The organism is Massilia sp. FBCC-B171 (assembly GCF_059134155.1).
This window is the reverse complement of sequence record NZ_CP101443.1, coordinates 3,398,245-3,417,898: the sequence shown is the minus strand read 5'-3', so window position 1 is coordinate 3,417,898 and position 19,654 is coordinate 3,398,245. Positions and strand designations below refer to the sequence as shown.

Sequence of the window (19,654 nt, the reverse complement as noted above, 5' to 3'; positions counted from 1 at the left end):
CACGCTCGGGCCGCTGCGTTTTGTCAATGAAGTTGAACTGCCAGCCTTTCATAATCGAACAAGCCGTGTCGCGTGCAAGCCGCCAGCCAACGATGAAAACAACGATGAAAAGTCTTTTTGCCGCCTTTTCATTAGGGCGATCCCCAGATTCGCGTTTGAACCTGTCTGCAACCATCGGCACGACTGTGGCCCGCCAAATTCTGTCCGGTGGTTTGACCCTGGCAGCGATGGCCATTACCGCACGCGCCCTGGGGCCCGCCGGCAATGGGATCCTGGCCACGGCGCTGCTGCTGCCGCAGGCGCTGTACGCATTTCTCAACCTCGGTGTGGGTGCGAGCCATGTGTACCACCTGAGTTCCGGTATCGGTAATCCGCGGCGAATGCGTATCGCGAACTGGGTACTCGCGGTTCTGCTATGGACCGTCGTTGCGATGGTCGTGGCGGCATGTAGCAAACAACAGATATCCAATTATTTGCCCGGCATTGACAAGAACCTCGCCTTGTATGCCAGCCTGCTGTTCCCGCTGCTATTGCTGGCCAATTGGTCGGCATCGATGATCCGAGGGCAGCGCGACTACCGGGCCTATAACAAAACCTTGCTGGTCCACCCGCTCGTATTTTTTTCCACAGTGGCAGTATTGGGTGCGACCGGGACCGTCAGCGTAGCGGCCGTCATCACGGCGCACCTCATGGGTCAGCTGACGCTTTGCTTGATGAGCGAATCGCGGCTGGTCAAGAATGGCTTGGCCACCTCCGGCCAGTACCAATTGCGCGATGCGATCTCGTTCGGCCTGCGCTCCCATCTTAGCAACGTCATCACCTTCCTCAATTACAGGCTCACTTTATACCTTGTCAGTTTCATGCTCGGTGCCAGCCCGACAGGGCATTACGCGCTTGCAGTGCAACTGGCGGAGATGCTGTGGCTGTTCTCCGGAGCCGCTTCGTCGATCGTCTATCCCGAGTCGGCAGCAAACAGCAAGTCGCCAGCCGCCCTGGAGGCGATGGTCAAGAGGATAGCGAAATTGGTGGGGCAGGTAACGTTCGCCGGCGCGCTGGTGGCGAGCGCGATCGCCCCGTTTGCGCTTCCCCTCGCGTTCGGAAAGGACTTCGAACACAGCGTTGCCCCCTTCATCATTTTGCTCCCGGGGATAGTCGCCTGGAGTTACATGAGCATCCTGTCGAACGCGCTTGCCGGGATGGGATGCCAGAAAGTAAACATTCAAGGCGCTGTCCTGTGCTTGGCGATCAATGTCATCTGCGCATTGCTCGCAATGCCGGTCTTGGGAACCATCGGTGCGGCGCTCGCGTCGACCGTGGCGTTTTCGAGTACATCCCTTTTTACCGTGGTCATGTTCAGGAAAATCATGGCGACGAAACGGGCAAACGTCAGCGACGCGCCGATGCCTTCTGTGGAGACCAATCAATGAAACTCAAACGCATGCTGTTGGTGACCACCTCCTATCCTTACGGCCGAAACGAAGCTTTCGTCAGAGCCGAACTCGAATACGTCGCCCAGTGTTTCGACCATGTCGAACTGGTGCCGACCTATTACGTGCCGGACACTGTGCCGCGACCGACAGCGCTGCCAGTGAATTTGGGGTATGCAAATGCACGTTGGGGCACACGGCGAAGCTTTACCCTGTTCAGCGCTTTTTTGGGTGGATTGTGGAGATACGCGTGGTTCGATGATGCGATGCGGGTCCTGCGCGGAGCCCACCGCTGGGAGAACCTCAAGGAGTTGGGAAGGGCCTTGTACCGCGCGTGCCTGTTCGAGCGCTTCCTGGTCGAGCAGATCGCGAAAGCGAACAAGGAAATTGACCTTGTCTATTTTTACTGGATGTTCCCGGAAATCATGGGAGCGATTCGTTTCCGGGACGTATACCAGCCCTCGCTCAAAGTCGTGTCTCGCGGCCATGGCGGCGACTTGTACGAGGAACGCCGCAGTGGCCGCTACGCGGGTTTGCGGCAGGGCGTGCTGGCCGGGATCGATGCGGTCTATACCATCTCCGACCATGGCACAGCCTACGTGGGACGTGAGCACCCAACGGTGGCGCGAAAGTGCTCCACAGCGCGGCTGGGCGTAGACGATCCCGGTTTCGCGAACGCGCAGCCGGAAGATGCGGTGCTCTCGCTCGTCTCCTGTTCGTTCGTCGTAGACGAAAAGCGTCTTCACCTGATTGTCGACGCGATTGCACATCTGATAGACCTGGACCCGGCGCTCGACATTCGTTGGACCCATATCGGGGATGGCGAACTGTATGACCAATTGCGGGCGTACGCAAAATCCAAACTTAAAGGTCGCGCCGAAGTCGTGTTCTTGGGCTACCTCACGCAGCAGGAGGTAATGCAGCTATACCGGGAACAACGATTTGATGTAATCGTCAACGTGAGCTCGAACGAAGGGATTCCTGTCAGCCTCATGGAGGCTAGTTCAGTCGGCATTCCGATGGTGGCAACCGACGTTGGCGGAAATCGCGAGATTGTCAACGAGACCAATGGAATCCTGATTCCGGCCGATGCCGATATCCCCACCATTGCCGGCGCGCTTGCCCACTTCTACGACAGGGCGTCGGCCTCGGCGTACCGGGCTCGTGCGCGTTCCGTTTGGCAGAATAAATATAACGCCGCCCATAATTACTCGCGGTTCGGCCAATCCCTGGCGGACATCGCCTCTGGTTCCTGACATGAACGCCTCGAACCGCCTGGAGTCGCGTCTGGTCTTCCTGGCGTTCTTTTGTTCACTGTTCCTGTTCTTTACGCCGTTTGAGGAAGGCGGTCCCAACCCCTCAATGCTGCCGAAATATCTGGCCGTGGGAACATCATTGGTACTGCTGTCCCCGTTTGCAATCATGCGGCCTTTGCGGCTGCGCGTACCGGCTGTCCATGTCTTGTTCGTGCTGTTATTTATTATTCTGCACGCGACCCTCATCAAATCAGGTCCAGGCCAATTCGCCTTGCTTATCCTGGCCGACATGGCAGCGGCCATCCTCCTGTACGAGCTATCCTTCCATTGGCGCCAGGAATTTCAGTCCGCAGTGGAATGGCTGCTGCTAATTAACGCCCTGTTCATCGGCCTGCAGGCCATGCTGTACTACGGGACCTCGGCCGGAATGGTCGATTTTTATAAGATGCTGTTTGGTACGGACAGCCGATTTGCTGAAGATTACCTGAACATCACGCGGTTTTCCGGGCTCCACGTTGAGCCGGGTACCTATGCGAACTATATTGGCTGCCTGTTGGCAGTCTTCATTCTGATCTCCGACTTCAGCCCACGAGTATTGTTGCTGACATGTGCGTCGATCATTGGCATTTTCTTGACCAATTCAGGCTCGTCAGTGTATTTCGTTCCCTTAGTGACAGTATTGGGTCTCTACGTGTGGCGGAAAAAAGTCAAGCTAGTCCATCTCCTGGTCCTTGCTGCCGCAATCTCTACCTATCTCCTTGCCTCCGGGATCGTGACGCACCTGGAAGAACGATTTGTTCATCAGCCGAGCGACAGCAGCTTGTCGCACCGGATTTTGGGTATGGCCGTTTATGCAGCCACGAGTCCCGAAGAAAAATTCGTGGGTGTCGGTTTCGTGCAGGATCCGTGTGTCCGTTGCTACTACCAGGACATTGGCGCTCTCTTCAACCTGAGCACACGTGGCGGTGCGGTAATGTGGCTTGCCATGTTGGGACTACTCGTGCGGCTGATCCGGGTGAATGGCCTGGTTTTGACGACCTTGCTGGTATTGGTGCCCTTGAACGAGAAGATGTTCTTCTACGAAACGGGCCTGTGGTTGTTCATACTGTTTGCGCTAACCGGACCGAGTTATATTGCTCAGCGTGGCGCTGGCGGGACGGGTGTGGCGCAGTCCGTCGGAGCGGCTTCTCTGGGCGCGCAGCTGCGGTAGAGGGATAGAATACCTCGCCAATTTTGACCGCAGCAATGTGTGAAGTGGGCAAGCCACGCGCAGCTTGCTCGAGGGGTGACCTGGCGGGTTGAGAAATCTCTGCATTCCCCTGCTTGTCCTATTCTAGACTTAGCAACATTCCCCGGATTCTCGCAGCGTGTTTTGCACAACTCAACATCGCTTACCCTCGTCCGATGTTTTCCGCTGTCACTCCTGGGCTCCCTACAGCGCCCTGATCGAAAGGATTTGCGGATGTCGAACATGAAACCGAATGCCCAGGACGTTGCCATGCTACATCGACTATTTGGGTGGCATGCAGTCCCGTGGACTGACGTTTTTTGCGAAGCGGTCAGTCGCCTGGAAACGCAACCTCGCACCATACTTGAAGTGGGCGCATCAAGATTATCTGCGCCGTCGCTGTACTTCTTGAGCAAAGGCGGCTCGGTAGACGTGACATGCTATGCCGATGAAGAGTTGCCGGGCCTGAGAGCGTTTTGCGAATCCATATGTGCGCAATACAGCCTGCCGATGCCTTTGGTACGGACACACGACGTATTTTCGGTAACGGGGAAAACCTACGATGTGATTCTCTTGAAGGGCGTCCTCGGAGGCTTGGACCGCAGTCACAATCTGAACGAATTTTCAAGAGCCATCGACTGTTGTATGGGAATGTTGTCGGACAAAGGTCGGCTTATTATTCTTGATAAAGGGTGGTGTTCTTCCGTTCACAATGTGTTCCTCCGGCGCTTCGGAAATGCCGGCCGCTCCAACTGGCATTATTTTTCACAGGAAGAGCTGGAATCGCTGGCCGTCGATGGCAACCGGCCGGAGGTGATCTGGAAGGGATTTGCAAGCGTAGGAACCATGCCGTCCAAACGCCTCCAACGCTTTGCCGACCTCCTTGATACCCGCATTTTCAATCGGTTCCTATCCCAGAAGGGAACCGTGTTCGCAGCTCTGTACACCAATGATGCGGGACATAGATAACGCGAGCAAGCGCGCAGGCCTGAGCTTTTTCGGTCAAATTCCTCTCGCACATGGCACTGCGCGAGGTGGCGCTGAGGAGGGCGGCCATATGGTGGTAGCTTGTGGCCGCCTGCGTTACGGTGTCGGCGCATGGCGGCTGATGGCCAGCCTTCTGATATCCTCGCTTGTGCTTGGAGTCCCAGTATCGGCACTTGCGGCCAAGACAAGGTGCGATTACCACATCGCTCCGACTGGTTCCGACAGTGGGGCAGGAACGCTTGCGTCTCCTTGGAAAACGATCAAATACGCCAGTGCCAAGTTGACCCCGGGCAAGACACTGTGTGCGCGAGGCGGCGTTTACCATGGCCAGGCAGGTCTTATCTGGAAATCTTCCGGTAAGGCTTCAGCACCGGTAACTTTTAAAAACTATCCGAACGAAAAGCCGGTTTTTGACGGGCAATGGGGTGACACCGGCACTGCTGGCGACTTTCTTGTGTTCTCGAATAACTCCCACATCGTCGTCGATGGCATCACCGTCCAGCGCTACGCGGACAAGTACGGCAATGGCGCTATCGACCTTCATCATGGCCTAGGTCCAGTCAATAACATTACTATTCAAAATAGTACCTTCATAGACAACGGCAGCCACAAGGCGCAAGATCATCACATCTATATCGCAGCCGGCGCAACCAACGTCACCATCAGAAACAATCTATTCATGCGGGCATCGGGATCCGCGATCCAGGTTTATCATACCCCTGCGTCGAGCGGTATCAGGATCTATAACAATGTGATGATCGGCGGCGCGCTGAATTGTTTTCAGAGCAAAAAAAACCCTTGCTCAGCAAGCGACACGCAGCAATGGGGCGTGATCATCGGTGATGCCAGGTCAACACAGATTTACAATAACACTATCTATGGCATGCAATATGGTATCGATTTCAACTTCGGTACCGTTACTACCGGACCGTACTCAGTCAAAAATAACCTCATCGTAAACAGCGCTGTAGCGGGAATCCGCATCACGTCTGCTTATGCGCCGTATTTCAAGAGTGATTACAACGGTTTCTCCGGCAATCTCATGGATATAAAGTGGCATGGTGCCGATATGAGCGCTGCGCAGTTTGCAGTTGCCACGCGCAATGAGCGTCACGCGGTCCGTGCCAATCCAATGTTTAAGAATGCCCCAGCAGGCGATTTTCGCCTGAAGGAGGGAAGTCCCATGATTGACAAGGCAACTGCGATGAGCTTGTTCAGTACGGACAAAGACGGAGTCGCTCGTCCGAAAGGCTCAAAAATTGACATCGGCGCACATGAGAGAACTCGCCATGCCGACGCGGAATAAGCGGCCACTATCTTCAACTCCGCCCCGTCATGATAAGCAATCGCACTATCGAAGCCCCGATCCATTGCTCGCTCCCAGCGCTATGAGTCCCGCCCCCTTAGTCGTCAAGCAATGTCTGTCATGACAATAGGCCGGGTTGCCATGGTTAACGGTGCAGACCAAAGCGCCGACATGCTCGGCGCCATTGCCCAGATCGTGATTGCGCACGGGAACAGGTCGAGCACGGCCGCCAGGTGCGGGCAGCCGGCGCCCTGACAAGCGACGACTTCCATCATTCTGACCGATGCTCCAGGACGCGAAAAGCAGATGCATGTTCGCTTTGCAAGGTTGCCTTGGCAGCGCGAATGCATCACCCCCTCTCGCCTATGTGTTCAAACGTCCAGACATTCATTCGCCTGCTGAATCAACGAAGCTAGACTGATGGGCGGTCGCCTCGATCGGTAACGCATCAGGTCTAAGCACGGTCCCAGATCGCATCCACGCATCATGTGCGCCTGACCTGTCTGTCTTTCAGGTTGAGGTCGCCATGTCCCGGCTCAGCCTCCATTTCCCGCCTACCTAATATAGACGGATCTGCCGACCCCCATAAACCCGCCCGGTGCATTGCCCGGGCGGGTTTTTATTTACTTACTACTGATGAGGCCGGCTCGTGCCGCTTTCGCTGCTGATTCGCCATGCCTCCACGCGACGCGGTCATTTGGCAAAAGAAATTGTTATTACGCATTTCATACGTCGTGGAAATTTTTCCTGCAGAAAATTGAACTTTGGAAGTTTCCACCGCTCAAACTCACACATCCACACAATGACGTAAGGAACTTCAGATGCAAAATCGCTTTACTACCGCTTCCGATCGCCGTGTTCGTATCTTGCTCAGCTGCAGCGCAGCCGTATTGTTTTCGGCCGGCGGGGTCGCCAATGCCGCCACTGCTCCCACAGCTACGCCGATTAGCGCAGCATGTAATTACTATATTGCTCCGAACGGCTCCGACAGCGGCGCAGGGACGATTGCTTCTCCCTGGAAAACGATCAATTACGCCAGCGCGAAGTTGACCGCTGGCAAGACCTTGTGCGCCCGCGGCGGTACCTATTATGGCCAGGCAGGCCTGATCTGGAAATCGTCCGGTAGCGCGACGGCACCGGTGACGTTCAAGAACTACCCTGGCGAAAAGCCAGTTTTCGACGGTCAGTGGGGCGACACCGGCACCCACGGTGACTTCCTGGTTTTCTCGAATAACTCGAACGTTGTTGTCGACGGCATCACGGTCCAGCGCTACGCGGACCAGTACGGCAACGGCGCCATCGATCTGCACAATGGCCAGGGCCCGGTCAATAACATCACGATTCAAAACGTGACGATGATCGACAACGGCAGCCATACTGCGCAAGACCACCATATCTACATCGCCGCCGGCGCGACCAACGTCACCATCCGCAACAGCCTCTTCATCCGCGCAGCGGGTTCGGCCATCCAGTCCTACCATACCCCTGCATCGAGCGGCATCAAGATCTACAACAACGTGATGATCGGCGGCACGCTCAAATGCTCGGCCAGCAAGAGCAATGCCTGCTCGGCGAGCGCCGTGCAGCACTGGGGCTTGATGATCAGCGATGCGCGGACCACGGAGATCTACAACAACACGATCTACGGCATGCAAACTGGCATCGATTTCAACTACGGTACCGTCGGCACCGGCCCCTACACGGTCCGGAACAACATCATCGCCAACAGCACCGTCTCCGGGATGCGCGTCACTGCCCTGTACGCGCCGTATTTCAAGAGCGACTACAACGGCTTCTCGGGCAACCGCACCGACATCAACTGGAAAGGTGCGAACATGACCGCGGCCCAGTTTGCAGTCTCGACGACCAATGAGCGCAATGCGGTCCGTGCCAACCCCATGTTCGTGAATGCGGCGGCCGGTGATTTCCACCTGAGCGCAGGCAGCCCGATGATCGACAAGGGTATTGCAACGACCATGTTCAATACCGATAAAGACGGCGTTGCCCGTCCGACCGGTCTGCGTTATGACATCGGCGCCTACGAAAAGAAATAAGTAGGTCGGATTGTCATAGACGCGAGACTCTGTCTCGAACCCCTTGAGTGTGTTGACTCAAGGGTTTTTTTTAATTCATGTACCTACGCGCCTGCCGTACCAGTCTTTCAGGTTGAAGTCGTCTCTTCCCAGCCTCCTGACTGACCAATTAATACGGTCTGTTTCGATCCCCATGAACCCGCCCGGCACTTTGCCCGCGCGGGTTTTTGTTTGCCTACTACTGATGAGGCTGGATCGCAGCGCTGTCGTTGCAACATTCACCGTTGCGCAGCAAATAACGGGTGTTTATCCAGGGAAATTGTCATTGCGCATTTCATACGCCAAGGAAATTTTTCCTGCAGAAAATTGAACTTTGGAACTTTCCACAGCTCAAACTCATACATCCACACAATGACGTAAGGAACTTCAGATGCAAAATCGCTTCACTACCGCTTCGGATCGCCGTGTTCATGTCTTGCTCAGCTGCAGCGCAGCTGTATTGTTATCGCTTGCTGGCTCCGCCAATGCCGCATTTGTGGCGCGCGCCCCAACTGCCGCAGCCCTGCCGGCCGCACCTGCCTGTAATTACTACATTGCTCCGAACGGCTCCGACAGCGGCGCAGGGACGCTTGCTTCTCCTTGGAAGACAATCAAATTCGCCAGCGCGAAGCTGACCGCTGGCAAGACCTTGTGTGCCCGCGGCGGTACCTATTATGGCCAGGCAGGCCTGATCTGGAAATCGTCCGGTACCGCGACGGCACCGGTGACGTTCAAGAACTACCCTGGCGAAAAGCCGGTTTTCGACGGTCAGTGGGGCGACACCGGCACCCACGGTGACTTCCTGGTTTTCTCGAATAACTCGAACGTTGTTGTCGACGGCATCACGGTCCAGCGCTACGCGGACCAGTACGGCAACGGCGCCATCGATCTGCACAATGGCCAGGGCCCGGTCGATAACATCACGATTCAAAACGTGACGATGATCGACAACGGCAGCCATACTGCGCAAGACCACCATATCTACATCGCCGCCGGCGCGACCAACGTCACCATCCGCAACAGCCTCTTCATCCGCGCAGCGGGTTCGGCCATCCAGTCCTACCATACCCCTGCATCGAGCGGCATCAAGATCTACAACAACGTGATGATCGGCGGCACGCTCAAATGCTCGGCCAGCAAGAGCAATGCCTGCTCGGCGAGCGCCGTGCAGCACTGGGGCTTGATGATCAGCGATGCGCGGACCACGGAGATCTACAACAACACGATCTACGGCATGCAAACTGGCATCGATTTCAACTACGGTACCGTCGGCACCGGCCCCTACACGGTCCGGAACAACATCATCGCCAACAGCACCGTCTCCGGGATGCGCGTCACTGCCCTGTACGCGCCGTATTTCAAGAGCGACTACAACGGCTTCTCGGGCAACCGCACCGACATCAACTGGAAAGGTGCGAACATGACCGCGGCCCAGTTTGCAGTCTCGACGACCAATGAGCGCAATGCGGTCCGTGCCAACCCCATGTTCGTGAATGCGGCGGCCGGTGATTTCCACCTGAGCGCAGGCAGCCCGATGATCGACAAGGGTATTGCAACGACCATGTTCAATACCGATAAAGACGGCGTTGCCCGTCCGACCGGTCTGCGTTATGACATCGGCGCCTACGAAAAGAAATAAGTAGGTCGGATTGTCATAGAAGCGAGATTCCTGTCTCGAACCCCTTGAGTGTAATGACTCAAGGGGTTTTTTTATTGGACGATCGCATCCTGGGTCGCGCCTGGTAAGCGCTCCTGAGACCGGCGCCGCCTTTGCTGCAGCTTGATGTCCGCTGCCAGACGTACAGCTTGTCGGCGGGGTCAACTGGGCCGACGTCTGGAACATCGCGCGCGTGACTCAATCGGCGGGCAAGGTCGGGGCAGCTGGTGTTCGGGCAGGACGCTCCAGCAGCGCGCGCTTTAGCAGCCGCCGGATCTGGTAGGTCCGCGATTCGAACAACCAGTAGGCGAGGTAGGACGCCGTCAGCAGGAAGGCCAGCATACCCACATAGATTGCAAAGTGCAGTGGCTCGTGCGGGGACAGCTGACGCAGCCCCCACTGCGTCAGCACGACATGCTGCAGCAGGAAGATCAGTGGCACGTGCAGAACATACAAGCTGAAGGAAAAGTCTGCGAAGAAGCTGCCGACCTTGGCAAGTGGCCGCCGCAGCGTCGACGTGGCAGCGGCCTTGAACTGCAGGCTCGACAAGAGCACCACGAATATGAAGCTGCACGCCAAGTCGGGCAGCAGGTTCGTGAGCTCGAACCCATTCATATCCCCCGTCAGCCGGTAATAGCCCCATGACGCGGCGAGCAGTATGAGCCAGGCGAAACGTTGGACGGCACTGAGCTCGATCCTGATGCGCGAAAATGCGACGCCGAGCAGCCAGATCGTGAAGTAGCCGATGATCGCCGTGGGGAGCAGGGCTGCCAACAGGACAAAGGCGGCGCCGCACGCGACGCGCTGGGCGCGGTTCGGCGCGCAGAATAGCATCACCAGCAATGGGAACAGGACGTAATACCAGGTTTCGTTGGCCAGGCTCCACAGCGGGAAGTTGCCGCCGAAAGTAGGCGCCACGATCGTCTGCAGGCCAAGCAGGTTGGCCCCGAAAACCAGGGCGGAATGATCGTTGGCCAGGTTGAAATCGACGGTTTTCGGACTGATGACGCCGGTGCCGAGCCCGAACAGCAGTGTCAACACGAAGGTCGGTATCAACACGGTCCACAGGCGCGATACACGGTCGATCGCATAGCTGGCCACCGCGTCAGGCCGCCGAATCTTGTCGAGCAGGCTGCCGCCCACTAGCCAGCCGCTGATGACGAAAAACACCAGCACTGCGTGGTGCGCGAAGCCGGTGGCGAAGGAAAACCCCTGGAACCAGAGCGATGGATCTGCGACCGAGCGCAGGCTCGGGTACATGGCGGCGCGTAGATGCGCCGCGGCCACTTCAAAGGCAGCTAGCCCGCGCAGCAGCGAGATCAGTACTGAATGCCAGCAGTCATCGCCGATCTGGCCGTGTGCCTGGAAGGTCAGCCTCGGCATGTTGATGGGTCGCATGAAGTCTCCTCGGTTGTTTTGTTGCGCACAGCCGCCGGCATTGCGCTGAGTCGATGCGGCTCGCAAGCAAATATGAGCAGCATCACCCCCTTCGGACGCGTTGCCTCAGCTGCCGGCATCTCGCGCGTATCCGGTTAAAGCGAAGTGCATCCATGCTGCAGCGCGCGTGCGGTGAGCGCTCAGGCCAGCATTGCGGTCAAATGTTATACAGCTGTCAATCCACCCGACGATATCAATTTAAAATCGACGCGTGTTGACGACCCGTAAAGCAGATCGTCGATAGAGTAATGATCCGGACAGCGATGTGAATTTGAGACGGCGCAATGTAAATAACGGGAGCTCACGTAAATTTCTCGACGGGGTAGCATTGATCTGATTCGCCCGGTCAGTCAGGGGAATCACGAAAATCCAGCCGATTATCGAACCTTATTTTTCTGAATGCCTCCGCATCTTTCCAGGCGATCGCGGGAATGTTCCGTTCGGCAAAGATGTTATCTATAAAACAATTGGCGATTGAAAAACCATTACCGGAAGACTCGTTGCATGATCGCAATTGAGTCGCAACGCATTTACGCAGGCTCGAAACAATGCGCATTCTCTACATCAATCACTATGCGGGTTCTCCTCGCCACGGGATGGAGTTTCGGCCCTACTACCTGGCACGAGAATGGGTGCGCGCAGGACATGATGTGCAAATTATCGGCTCTTCACAGTCACATATCAGAAGCCGGCAGCCCCAACTCGATGGTCGATCGCGATTAGAGGAAACCATTGATGGCGTTTCTTACATATGGTTCGAAACCCCACCATACCTTGGCAACGGCATTGGACGCGTTCGCAACATGGGTTCTTTCGTCAGCCGTTTGTTTATTGAAGGTAAGCAGATTTCCGCATCGTTCAAGCCTGATGTGGTCATTGCCTCGAGTACCTATCCAATGGACGTATGGCCTGCGCACCGCATCGCAAAACTAGCCGGCGCCAAGCTGGTCTTCGAAATCCATGACTTATGGCCGCTGACGCCGATGGAACTCGGCGGCATGTCCCGGTGGCATCCTTTCATCATGCTTTTGCAAGCGGCCGAGGATTACGCATATCGTCATGCAGATGCCGTCGTGTCAATGCTGCCGAAAGTGCGCGAGTACGTGGAATCGCGCGGTATGGCGCCACATAAATTGCACATCGTCCCCAATGGGATAGACCCGGGTGAATGGTTTGCAGGAAGCCCTGCATTACATGGAGAAGCCGCCGAGGTGCTGGACGCGCTGCACGGCCGCGCCCATGCGGTCATTGGCTACGCGGGAACACATGGGACCTCGAATGCGCTCGAAACGTTCTTGAGTGCTGCAAAACTAATGCGTGAAGAAAAAATCGCTTTCGTTCTGGTTGGCGATGGGCCGGACAAGGCGCATCTGCAGCGGTGGGTGGCCGAAGAGCAGTTAGCGAACGTCTGTTTTCTCGATCCGATTCTCAAAGAGCAGATTCCCGCTTTGCTGCAGCATTTTGATGTGGCCAGCATCGGCTTTCGACGGCAATCGCTCTATCGTTTTGGTATCGCCCCCAATAAGCTGATGGACTACATGATGGCAGCCAGGCCAGTGTTGCACGCGGTCGACGCGGCAAACGACTCGGTGAGCGAGGCGGGTTGCGGTCTGACTGTCCCCCCCGAAGACCCGCCGGCGACGGCAAACGGCATCCGCACATTACTGGCCGTGAGTAAGGACGAGCGCGACGCGATGGGGCAACGAGGCAAGGAATTTGTGTTAAATAATCTGACCTATCCAATCCTGGCAAAACGCTTCCTGGCCGCGTGCGATTGATGTCGCACTGAGCAAAATATATGTCTAGATTCGATTTTCTTCTGAAAAGAATGTTTGATATCTTCTTTTCTTTCATTGGAATCGTTGTTTTCTTCCCGCTGATCGTCATTTGCTGGGTAATCGCCGCCATCGAAACCCGTAGCAACGGATTCTTTATACACGAACGGGTGGGGCGGCACGGCAGCATCATCAAGGTATACAAGATAAAAACCATGTATGCCAGCAGGGACAAGCGAAGCCCGATTGCCTCCAATAATATTGCATCGATCACCAGGTCCGGGGCATTTTTCCGAAAGTATAAGCTGGACGAAATTCCCCAATTGTTCAACGTATTGTCGGGAAGCATGAGTATCGTCGGCCCCCGGCCGGATGTGCCAAATTATGCCGATCAATTGAAAGAGGGCGACCGAATAATATTAAAGCTGCGCCCTGGAATCACCGGTCCGGCGTCGATCAAATACAAGGACGAGGAAGAAATATTGTCGGCTGTCGAGGACCCTGTCTTATACAATGACACGGTCATCTGGCCGGACAAGGTAAGGATAAACAAGGAATATTACAATCGATATTCCATGTGGACTGATATCAAATATATTATCCAGACCGTTTTAAAGTGAGGGCTATATGAACATGCCGGTTGCCAACTGGCCGAGTTTCTCCGACGAGGAGGCTACGGCCGTCAAGAATGTCATTCTCTCGAATAAAGTGAATTACTGGACCGGTTCCGAATGTCGTGAGTTCGAACGAGAATTTGCCGAGTGGACAGGGACGGAATTTGCGATCGCGCTTTCCAATGGCACGCTGGCATTGGAGGTGGCCCTCATGGCAATCGGGATACAGGCCGGCGACGAAGTCATTGTCACTCCGCGAACTTTCCTGGCCTCTGCAAGTGCCATTATCAGCGCCGGCGCCATTCCCGTGTTTGCTGACGTGGACCGCGAAAGCCAGAATATCACCGCCGAGACAGTGAGTGCGGTAATGACGCCACGCACCAAGGCGATCATCTGTGTCCACCTGGCGGGTTTGCCCTGCGACATGGATCCCATCATGGCCCTTGCAGAAGCACGCGGTATTGTTGTGATCGAGGACTGTGCCCAGGCTCACGGCGCCCGCTATAAAGGCCGGATGGTTGGCAGTATTGGACATATCGGGGCATGGTCGTTTTGCCAGGACAAAATCATGACGACAGGAGGCGAGGGCGGCATGGTAACGACCAATTCGCGCCGGTTCTGGTCGGTCATGTGGTCTTACAAAGATCACGGCAAGTCGTGGGAGGCGGTATATGAGCGCGCGCACCCTCCCGGTCACCGTTGGGTTCATGAGTCATTTGGCACCAATGCGCGGATGCTGGAGACACAGGCCGTCATCGGCCGTATTCAACTGCAGCGGATGCCGTCGTGGACGGCACGGCGGCGGACGAATGCAAGGAAAATCGCTGCCGTCTGCCAGCAATATGCAGTAGTGAGGGTGCCGGCTGTTCCAACCAATGTGGAGCATGCGTTCTACAAGTTCTACGTATTTGTCGAACCGAACAAACTTGCGGAGGGCTGGACACGCGACCGGATAGCGAATGAAATCTCGGGCGGAGGTGTCCCTTGTGCGCCAGGAAGCTGCTCCGAGGTGTACTTGGAGAAGGCCTTCGACAATACGGACTATCGTCCTCAGCGTCGCCTGAAAGTGGCACAGGAATTGGGCGAAACGAGCCTCATGTTCCTGGTCCACCCGACCTTGACGGATGCGGACATGGAAAGGACATGCCAGGTCATCGGCGACGTGTTGTCCCGCGCTGAGGGTAAATAGTTTCGAAGGGAAAACCGGGGCTGGCACCAGGAGCGCCTAAGCTGCCTGCCAGGACCTCATATTCGCCCGATTGCTACCATAATCATGTTGGCACAACTCGTCGATATCGGCCATACGGCAGTCATGGTTCCCGCGGCTGCAGCAATCGCAGCCTGGTTGCTTGCGGGCCGGACCTGGCAGTTGGCCTTGTGCTGGTGCCTGATGTTTGCTGCCGGTTTGAGCATCGTCGCGCTGTCGAAAATTGCTTTTCTGGGGTGGGAAACGGGAATTCCGTCCCTTGGCTTCCAGGCGCTGAGTGGCCATGCGTTCCGTTCGGCCGCTGTCATGCCGGTATTGTTTTTCGTCGTATTACAGCTTGCACCGATTGCCTGGCGGCCGGCAGGGGTAGTCGCTGGTATCGCTGTCAGCCTTGGCGTGGGTGTCCTGCTGGTCCGTTACCAGTTCCATACGGTCTCGGAAGTCATTCCCAGCCTGCTGTTGGGTAGTGCTGTTAGCCTGGGCTTCATGCGCGTCGCGAACAGTTTTCCTGCGCCCCACGTCAATCGCTGGAATGTTTCGTTCAGTTTGATGGCGTTACTTGTGATAAGCGGCCTCAAACCATCCTCGATCAGCCCCAAACTGGTTGATGTCGCGCTTTACCTCTCAGGGCGGGACTATCCTTACAGGTGGTCCAAAACGCAGGATATAAGCTTCCCGCCCTACCGGCACGCGTGCCAATCTAAATTTTTGTACAAGCGAGGGTGTCTGGCATGCCGCCCAGCTCTAGATGAGGAGTCGCCCGATCGAGCAGGGCAATAGAGCGATCCCTGATCGGTCGTACTCGAGCGACGCCTAGCGAATTGCCGACCCCGGAAAATTGCGCCCCAGGGCAGGGCATTTCCGGACTGGGCTCAGCGTAAATTCAGTTCAGGTCGCTCGAAAGCCGCTGCACAATCCGGCTCGCGGCATCGCCGGCGCCATAAGGCGCGATTTCCGCGCCGGTGCTGCCAAGGCTGTCGAATAAGCTCTTCAGCACGGAGTCGGCATCGAGCGGCGGGGCCAGCCTGTTCCAACCGGAGTTTACCAATTCTGGCCATTCTGTTTCGTCGCGCAAGGTTACGCAGGGTACCCGGTAGAAGAAAGCTTCCTTCTGGACACCGCCGGAATCGGTGGCGATCACCGCGGCATGTTTTTCGAGCTGCACCATGGCGAGATAGGACTGCGGCTCCAGCAGTACCACAGCTTGCGCCAGGGCTTGCAGCTTATCTTGTCGGGCCAGTACCTCGCGGGTGCGCGGGTGCAAAGGCAGCACCACTGGGATGTCTTTTGCGACCTTGATCAGGGCCTCCACGATCACGCCTAGCCGGGCCGGATGATCGGTATTTTCCGCGCGGTGTATGGTGGCAAGGCAATACGCGCCGGGCTGCACACCATGCTCCCGAGTCAGCTTGCCCAGCGTGCCGCCGTGTGGGCTTACGCGCGCGCCGTGATGCAGCGCTACGTCGAACATGACGTCACCCACCATATGAATGTGGTCCGGCGCGACGCCCTCCTGGCGCAAGTGTGCGCTGGCCCCGTCGGTGGGCGTAAACAGCCATCGCGCAACGCGGTCGGTCAGGATGCGATTGATCTCTTCCGGCGAGGTCATGTTGAACGAACGCATGCCAGCCTCCACGTGGGCCACCGGGATATGCAGCTTGATCGCTGCGAGGGCACCGGCCAGCGTCGAATTGGTGTCACCGTACACCATCACCGCGTCGGGTTTTTCGGCCCACAGCACTTGTTCTATTGCGGTCAACATACGCCCGGTCATCTCTCCATGGCCGCCCCCGTGGATATCGAAATGATAGGCGGGCGGCGCCATGCCCAGTTCGGCGAAGAACACATCCGACATGTTGGCGTCGAAATGCTGGCCGGTGTGAACGACAACTTCGGCTAGCCGGTCCGAAGCGGCGAGGATCGCGGAGACGGCGCTGGCCTTGATGAATTGCGGACGCGCGCCGATGATGGTGACGATTTTTTTGGGTTTCATGCGGGTACCCGTGGCGTTGAGGGGAGGCGACCGTGGACGGTGTGCCGCTGGATCACCAGGTCAGGTTTTCGTAAAGCCGGCACAGGTTCTCCTTGGTATTGGCTTTCCAGTTCGTTTCCACCTGGCGCGGATGGGTCAGCAAATAAATCCGCCGGTGGCCTCCAAGGGCCTTGAGCGGCGAAGTAGGGTGGTAGAACTGCGGCGGCGGACGGTCGGTGATATAGATGTCGACGCTCTCCATGAGGTGAGGGTCGTAGGTCTCGGCTTCGATTCCGCACCGGCGGCGCAGCTCTTCGTCGGCCAGGATTTCGGTGTTATTCACCTTGAGTTTGCGATTGGCGAAATCGCCGTGTCCCGCTACCGTCCGCAACTTGATCCCGACACGCTGTTCAATGCGCGCGAAATTCGTGATGAAATCCTTTCGAATTTCCGGTAGCCGGGCGCGCAGTGGCGCCGCGTACTTGATCTTGTTTTTCTTGGCGTAGGTCGCCAGCTCTTCGTAGTGATAGCTCGCTTCGCTGCCGTATTCTTCGATTTCGCGCATCAGGCCGACATCCAGGGTGCATAGCCGGAAGTAGAAGCTCGATTTGATGCCGTGTTTTCTTTCGATTTCGAACAGCTTGCGCGTGGTGCGCAGATCGCTGTCGATGTCGTGGCGATGGACGAAGATGCGCTCCGCCAAGGGCTGGCGTTTGCTCACCATGTCGTGGTACCCGCGCACCGAGGTCTGTACATAGCCGGCCTGCTTGGCGGCGCGTACCAGGTTCTCGTACGCGGCCAGCTGCGAAGGCATCAGGTAGTCGCCATATAAACGGTTGAGAACGGTTTTCATTGGATGGAATATTTCGCGCGATAGGGTTGGAATCCAAGCATGGTCTTAAACATCTTCAAGCCCTGGCCTGCGCCGAAATAAGTGTCGTACATCAGGTAGCGACAACTGCGCTCATCGATCAGGCGGGACACGATTTCCGTTACCATCAGGTGCATTGCGCCGTCGTTGTTGCGCATGCCGAGCAGCCGATTGAACGCAACGAAATTGCCGTAGCGGCCGAGTTCACCGTAGGCCATCAGCTTGCCGGCGGCGTTGAAAACGCCGTAATACAAGTAATTCTTGTCACGCGGGAAGTGCGTTACCTTTTCCCGGTAAATGCGATCCATCGGCCGCCCCTGCCGGATTTCGACCGAGGTGTTGATCTCGTAGATTTCGTCTACGTAATCGTTGCGATCGATTTCGGCTACGCGGTACCCCTTGTTGCGTGCCTTGCGCGCGTGGTGAGCACCCGAGTTGCTGCCCTTGATGCTGTCCAGGTACTCCTGGCAACTGCTATAGCGGGTCAGGTCGACCAGCGCCGCGCCCAAGGCCTTGTTCTGGAATACTTTATAGCGTGGGTGGCGCATGGTGAAGTAACGATGCATCTTGTCGACGTCGTCAGGATTCAGCTGCAGGCGGAACTCCAGCCGCGCTACCGGAAGCTTGGCGATGGAGATGCCGAGTTCAATAAGCTTGGACAGTTTGTTTGGCATGCGAGATCACTCCATAAAAATCGATCAGCCTGGTGGCCTGGACCGACCAGTTGTACTTTTCCTGGACCGCCTTGCGGCCGTTCTCGCCCATCGACCTGGCGATAGCTGGGTTTGCGAGCAGATAGTCGATCGCGGCGGCGATCGCCCTGGGGTCGCAGGGATCGACGCACAGACCGCACCGGTTGCCCTCGATGATCTCGCGCCATAGCGGAAAGTTCGACGCGATCACGGGGATGCCCGAAGACATGTACTCGAACATCTTGGTGGGCAGCGAGTCGAGGTGATTAGGCAGGGGAAGGAAGTTGACCACCCCCGCCACCGAGCGCTGCATCACGTCGCGCACCCCTGGCCGGTCGAGGAAGCCCAGGTCGTTGACCTTGCCCCAGCCCGGATGGGCCTTCAGTTGCGCCTCCACAGCCGGCTCGGAAAAACGTCCGACCAGGTTGAGTCGGGCCGACGAGCCCATTAGCGCGCAGGCATGGACCAGCTCGCGAATCCCCCGGATCTCGCCGATCCCGCCGACGTAGCAGACTTCGGATCGCTTGCTGGTGCTGCCATCGGCCGCGTCCAATTCGTCCGCCATCGGGAAATTATTCACGTCCACAGTGAGCGGGTGGATCTTGAGGAAAGAGTCGCGAATGAAAGGGGTCGCGGCGATAATGCCGTCGAAGCGCGCGCACGCGTAGCGTTCGAACAGGGCGAACGCCCGCGATAGCACGCGCTGTGCAACCGGCCCCAGATAGGGCTTGCTTAACAGTTGGCGCGGCACATCCTCGTGCGAATCGAAAATGACAATCTTGCCGCGACGCTTTAACTTGAGGCCGATCGGGATCAGTTCCGGATCGTGCAAGTGATAAATGTCGGCATCAAGCGCGACGGCCTGGTCGAATACGCGGCGCGTCGTGCGGAAGATGCGTTGCAGCCGTCCAGGTAGCCGGCCGACGTCGGCAATCGTCACGCCGTCCCTGCGTTCGTTGCCCTTGCCGTCGGCAACCACCAGCGTCACCTCATGCCCGTGTGCGGCGAGGGTGCGGCACTGCTTCATGAAAATGCGGGTGTCATTGCGTGGATGCGCGGAACTCAGGTGGGCAATCCGGCGCCCGGCCTGTTTTCCCTGCGCCGGCAATGTCAAAAGGTCTTCGTGCGTGCTAGCAATCGACATGGTGCGAGA

16 protein-coding genes are annotated in these 19,654 nt (G+C 56.9%); 11 read left to right on the top strand and 5 right to left on the bottom strand.

Annotated elements, in window-relative coordinates; translation table 11 throughout:
* The first annotated feature begins 92 nt into the window (after positions 1-92).
* From NMB41_RS15440 to NMB41_RS15410, 7 genes are all read left to right on the top strand, one after another.
* Positions 93-1,427, top strand: coding sequence for a lipopolysaccharide biosynthesis protein (locus NMB41_RS15440; RefSeq protein WP_494378696.1), 1,335 nt, complete (start codon positions 93-95; stop codon positions 1,425-1,427).
* Positions 1,424-2,683, top strand: coding sequence for a glycosyltransferase (locus tag NMB41_RS15435; protein WP_494378695.1), 1,260 nt, complete (start codon positions 1,424-1,426; stop codon positions 2,681-2,683). The genes NMB41_RS15440 and NMB41_RS15435 overlap by 4 nt, the downstream gene beginning before the upstream one ends.
* A gap of 1 nt (position 2,684) precedes the next feature.
* Positions 2,685-3,893, top strand: coding sequence for a hypothetical protein (locus NMB41_RS15430; protein ID WP_494378694.1), 1,209 nt, complete (start codon positions 2,685-2,687; stop codon positions 3,891-3,893).
* Between the two features lie 261 nt (positions 3,894-4,154).
* Positions 4,155-4,880 (top strand): hypothetical protein, encoded by a 726-nt coding sequence (locus NMB41_RS15425; RefSeq protein ID WP_494378693.1) that lies wholly within the window; start codon positions 4,155-4,157, stop codon positions 4,878-4,880.
* Positions 4,861-6,204 (top strand): right-handed parallel beta-helix repeat-containing protein, encoded by a 1,344-nt coding sequence (locus tag NMB41_RS15420; RefSeq protein ID WP_494378692.1) that lies wholly within the window; start codon positions 4,861-4,863, stop codon positions 6,202-6,204. The genes NMB41_RS15425 and NMB41_RS15420 overlap by 20 nt, the downstream gene beginning before the upstream one ends.
* An 821-nt stretch (positions 6,205-7,025) precedes the next feature.
* The gene (locus NMB41_RS15415; RefSeq protein WP_494378691.1) at positions 7,026-8,258 is read left to right on the top strand and encodes a right-handed parallel beta-helix repeat-containing protein; all 1,233 of its coding nucleotides are present in this window, start codon (positions 7,026-7,028) and stop codon (positions 8,256-8,258) included.
* A gap of 478 nt (positions 8,259-8,736) precedes the next feature.
* The gene (locus NMB41_RS15410) at positions 8,737-9,915 is read left to right on the top strand and encodes a right-handed parallel beta-helix repeat-containing protein (protein WP_494378690.1); all 1,179 of its coding nucleotides are present in this window, start codon (positions 8,737-8,739) and stop codon (positions 9,913-9,915) included.
* 216 nt (positions 9,916-10,131) lie between these two features.
* On the opposite strand, the gene NMB41_RS15405 is transcribed toward NMB41_RS15410, so the two are convergent.
* Positions 10,132-11,331, bottom strand: coding sequence for an acyltransferase family protein (locus NMB41_RS15405; protein WP_494378689.1), 1,200 nt, complete (start codon positions 11,329-11,331; stop codon positions 10,132-10,134).
* Positions 11,332-11,918: 587 nt separating this feature from the next.
* Here NMB41_RS15405 and NMB41_RS15400 point away from each other — a divergent pair.
* The 4 genes from NMB41_RS15400 (at position 11,919) to NMB41_RS15385 (ending at position 15,746) form a co-directional block, all read left to right on the top strand.
* A complete protein-coding gene (locus NMB41_RS15400; protein WP_494378688.1) occupies positions 11,919-13,148 on the top strand; it encodes a glycosyltransferase family 4 protein in 1,230 nt (409 codons plus the stop codon).
* Positions 13,149-13,168: 20 nt separating this feature from the next.
* On the top strand, positions 13,169-13,765 hold the full coding sequence (locus tag NMB41_RS15395; protein ID WP_494378687.1) for a sugar transferase: 597 nt from the start codon (positions 13,169-13,171) through the stop codon (positions 13,763-13,765).
* Positions 13,766-13,772: 7 nt separating this feature from the next.
* Positions 13,773-14,948 (top strand): DegT/DnrJ/EryC1/StrS family aminotransferase, encoded by a 1,176-nt coding sequence (locus tag NMB41_RS15390; RefSeq protein WP_494378686.1) that lies wholly within the window; start codon positions 13,773-13,775, stop codon positions 14,946-14,948.
* 84 nt (positions 14,949-15,032) lie between these two features.
* The gene (locus NMB41_RS15385) at positions 15,033-15,746 is read left to right on the top strand and encodes a phosphatase PAP2 family protein (RefSeq protein ID WP_494378685.1); all 714 of its coding nucleotides are present in this window, start codon (positions 15,033-15,035) and stop codon (positions 15,744-15,746) included.
* 103 nt (positions 15,747-15,849) lie between these two features.
* Here the strand turns inward: NMB41_RS15385 and wecB are convergent, their stop codons facing one another.
* The 4 genes from wecB to NMB41_RS15365 are packed head-to-tail and all read right to left on the bottom strand — an operon-like array spanning position 15,850 to position 19,645.
* Entirely contained in the window at positions 15,850-16,959 is a 1,110-nt protein-coding gene (gene wecB, locus NMB41_RS15380) for a non-hydrolyzing UDP-N-acetylglucosamine 2-epimerase (RefSeq protein ID WP_494378684.1), read from the bottom strand.
* Between the two features lie 52 nt (positions 16,960-17,011).
* Complete coding sequence (locus NMB41_RS15375; protein ID WP_494378683.1) at positions 17,012-17,791, bottom strand: hypothetical protein; 780 nt, start codon at positions 17,789-17,791, stop codon at positions 17,012-17,014.
* Positions 17,788-18,483: a hypothetical protein gene (locus NMB41_RS15370; protein ID WP_494378682.1), complete on the bottom strand. Its 696-nt coding sequence runs from the start codon at positions 18,481-18,483 to the stop codon at positions 17,788-17,790. The genes NMB41_RS15375 and NMB41_RS15370 overlap by 4 nt, the downstream gene beginning before the upstream one ends.
* Positions 18,455-19,645, bottom strand: a complete 1,191-nt coding sequence (locus NMB41_RS15365) for a glycosyltransferase family 4 protein (RefSeq protein ID WP_494378681.1) — start codon at positions 19,643-19,645, stop codon at positions 18,455-18,457. The genes NMB41_RS15370 and NMB41_RS15365 overlap by 29 nt, the downstream gene beginning before the upstream one ends.
* Positions 19,646-19,654 lie beyond the last annotated feature (9 nt).

Excerpts from the sequence above, each read along its gene's own strand:
- NMB41_RS15440 (WP_494378696.1), top strand. The coding sequence starts at position 93 with ATGAAAACAACGATGAAAAGTCTTTTTGCCGCCTTTTCATTAGGGCGA.
- NMB41_RS15435 (WP_494378695.1), top strand. The coding sequence starts at position 1,424 with ATGAAACTCAAACGCATGCTGTTGGTGACCACCTCCTATCCTTACGGC.
- NMB41_RS15430 (WP_494378694.1), top strand. The coding sequence starts at position 2,685 with ATGAACGCCTCGAACCGCCTGGAGTCGCGTCTGGTCTTCCTGGCGTTC.
- NMB41_RS15425 (WP_494378693.1), top strand. The coding sequence starts at position 4,155 with ATGAAACCGAATGCCCAGGACGTTGCCATGCTACATCGACTATTTGGG.
- NMB41_RS15420 (WP_494378692.1), top strand. The coding sequence starts at position 4,861 with ATGATGCGGGACATAGATAACGCGAGCAAGCGCGCAGGCCTGAGCTTT.
- NMB41_RS15415 (WP_494378691.1), top strand. The coding sequence starts at position 7,026 with ATGCAAAATCGCTTTACTACCGCTTCCGATCGCCGTGTTCGTATCTTG.
- NMB41_RS15405 (WP_494378689.1), bottom strand. The coding sequence starts at position 11,331 with ATGCGACCCATCAACATGCCGAGGCTGACCTTCCAGGCACACGGCCAG.
- NMB41_RS15400 (WP_494378688.1), top strand. The coding sequence starts at position 11,919 with ATGCGCATTCTCTACATCAATCACTATGCGGGTTCTCCTCGCCACGGG.
- NMB41_RS15395 (WP_494378687.1), top strand. The coding sequence starts at position 13,169 with ATGTCTAGATTCGATTTTCTTCTGAAAAGAATGTTTGATATCTTCTTT.
- NMB41_RS15390 (WP_494378686.1), top strand. The coding sequence starts at position 13,773 with ATGAACATGCCGGTTGCCAACTGGCCGAGTTTCTCCGACGAGGAGGCT.
- NMB41_RS15385 (WP_494378685.1), top strand. The coding sequence starts at position 15,033 with ATGTTGGCACAACTCGTCGATATCGGCCATACGGCAGTCATGGTTCCC.
- wecB (WP_494378684.1), bottom strand. The coding sequence starts at position 16,959 with ATGAAACCCAAAAAAATCGTCACCATCATCGGCGCGCGTCCGCAATTC.
- NMB41_RS15375 (WP_494378683.1), bottom strand. The coding sequence starts at position 17,791 with ATGAAAACCGTTCTCAACCGTTTATATGGCGACTACCTGATGCCTTCG.
- NMB41_RS15370 (WP_494378682.1), bottom strand. The coding sequence starts at position 18,483 with ATGCCAAACAAACTGTCCAAGCTTATTGAACTCGGCATCTCCATCGCC.
- NMB41_RS15365 (WP_494378681.1), bottom strand. The coding sequence starts at position 19,645 with ATGTCGATTGCTAGCACGCACGAAGACCTTTTGACATTGCCGGCGCAG.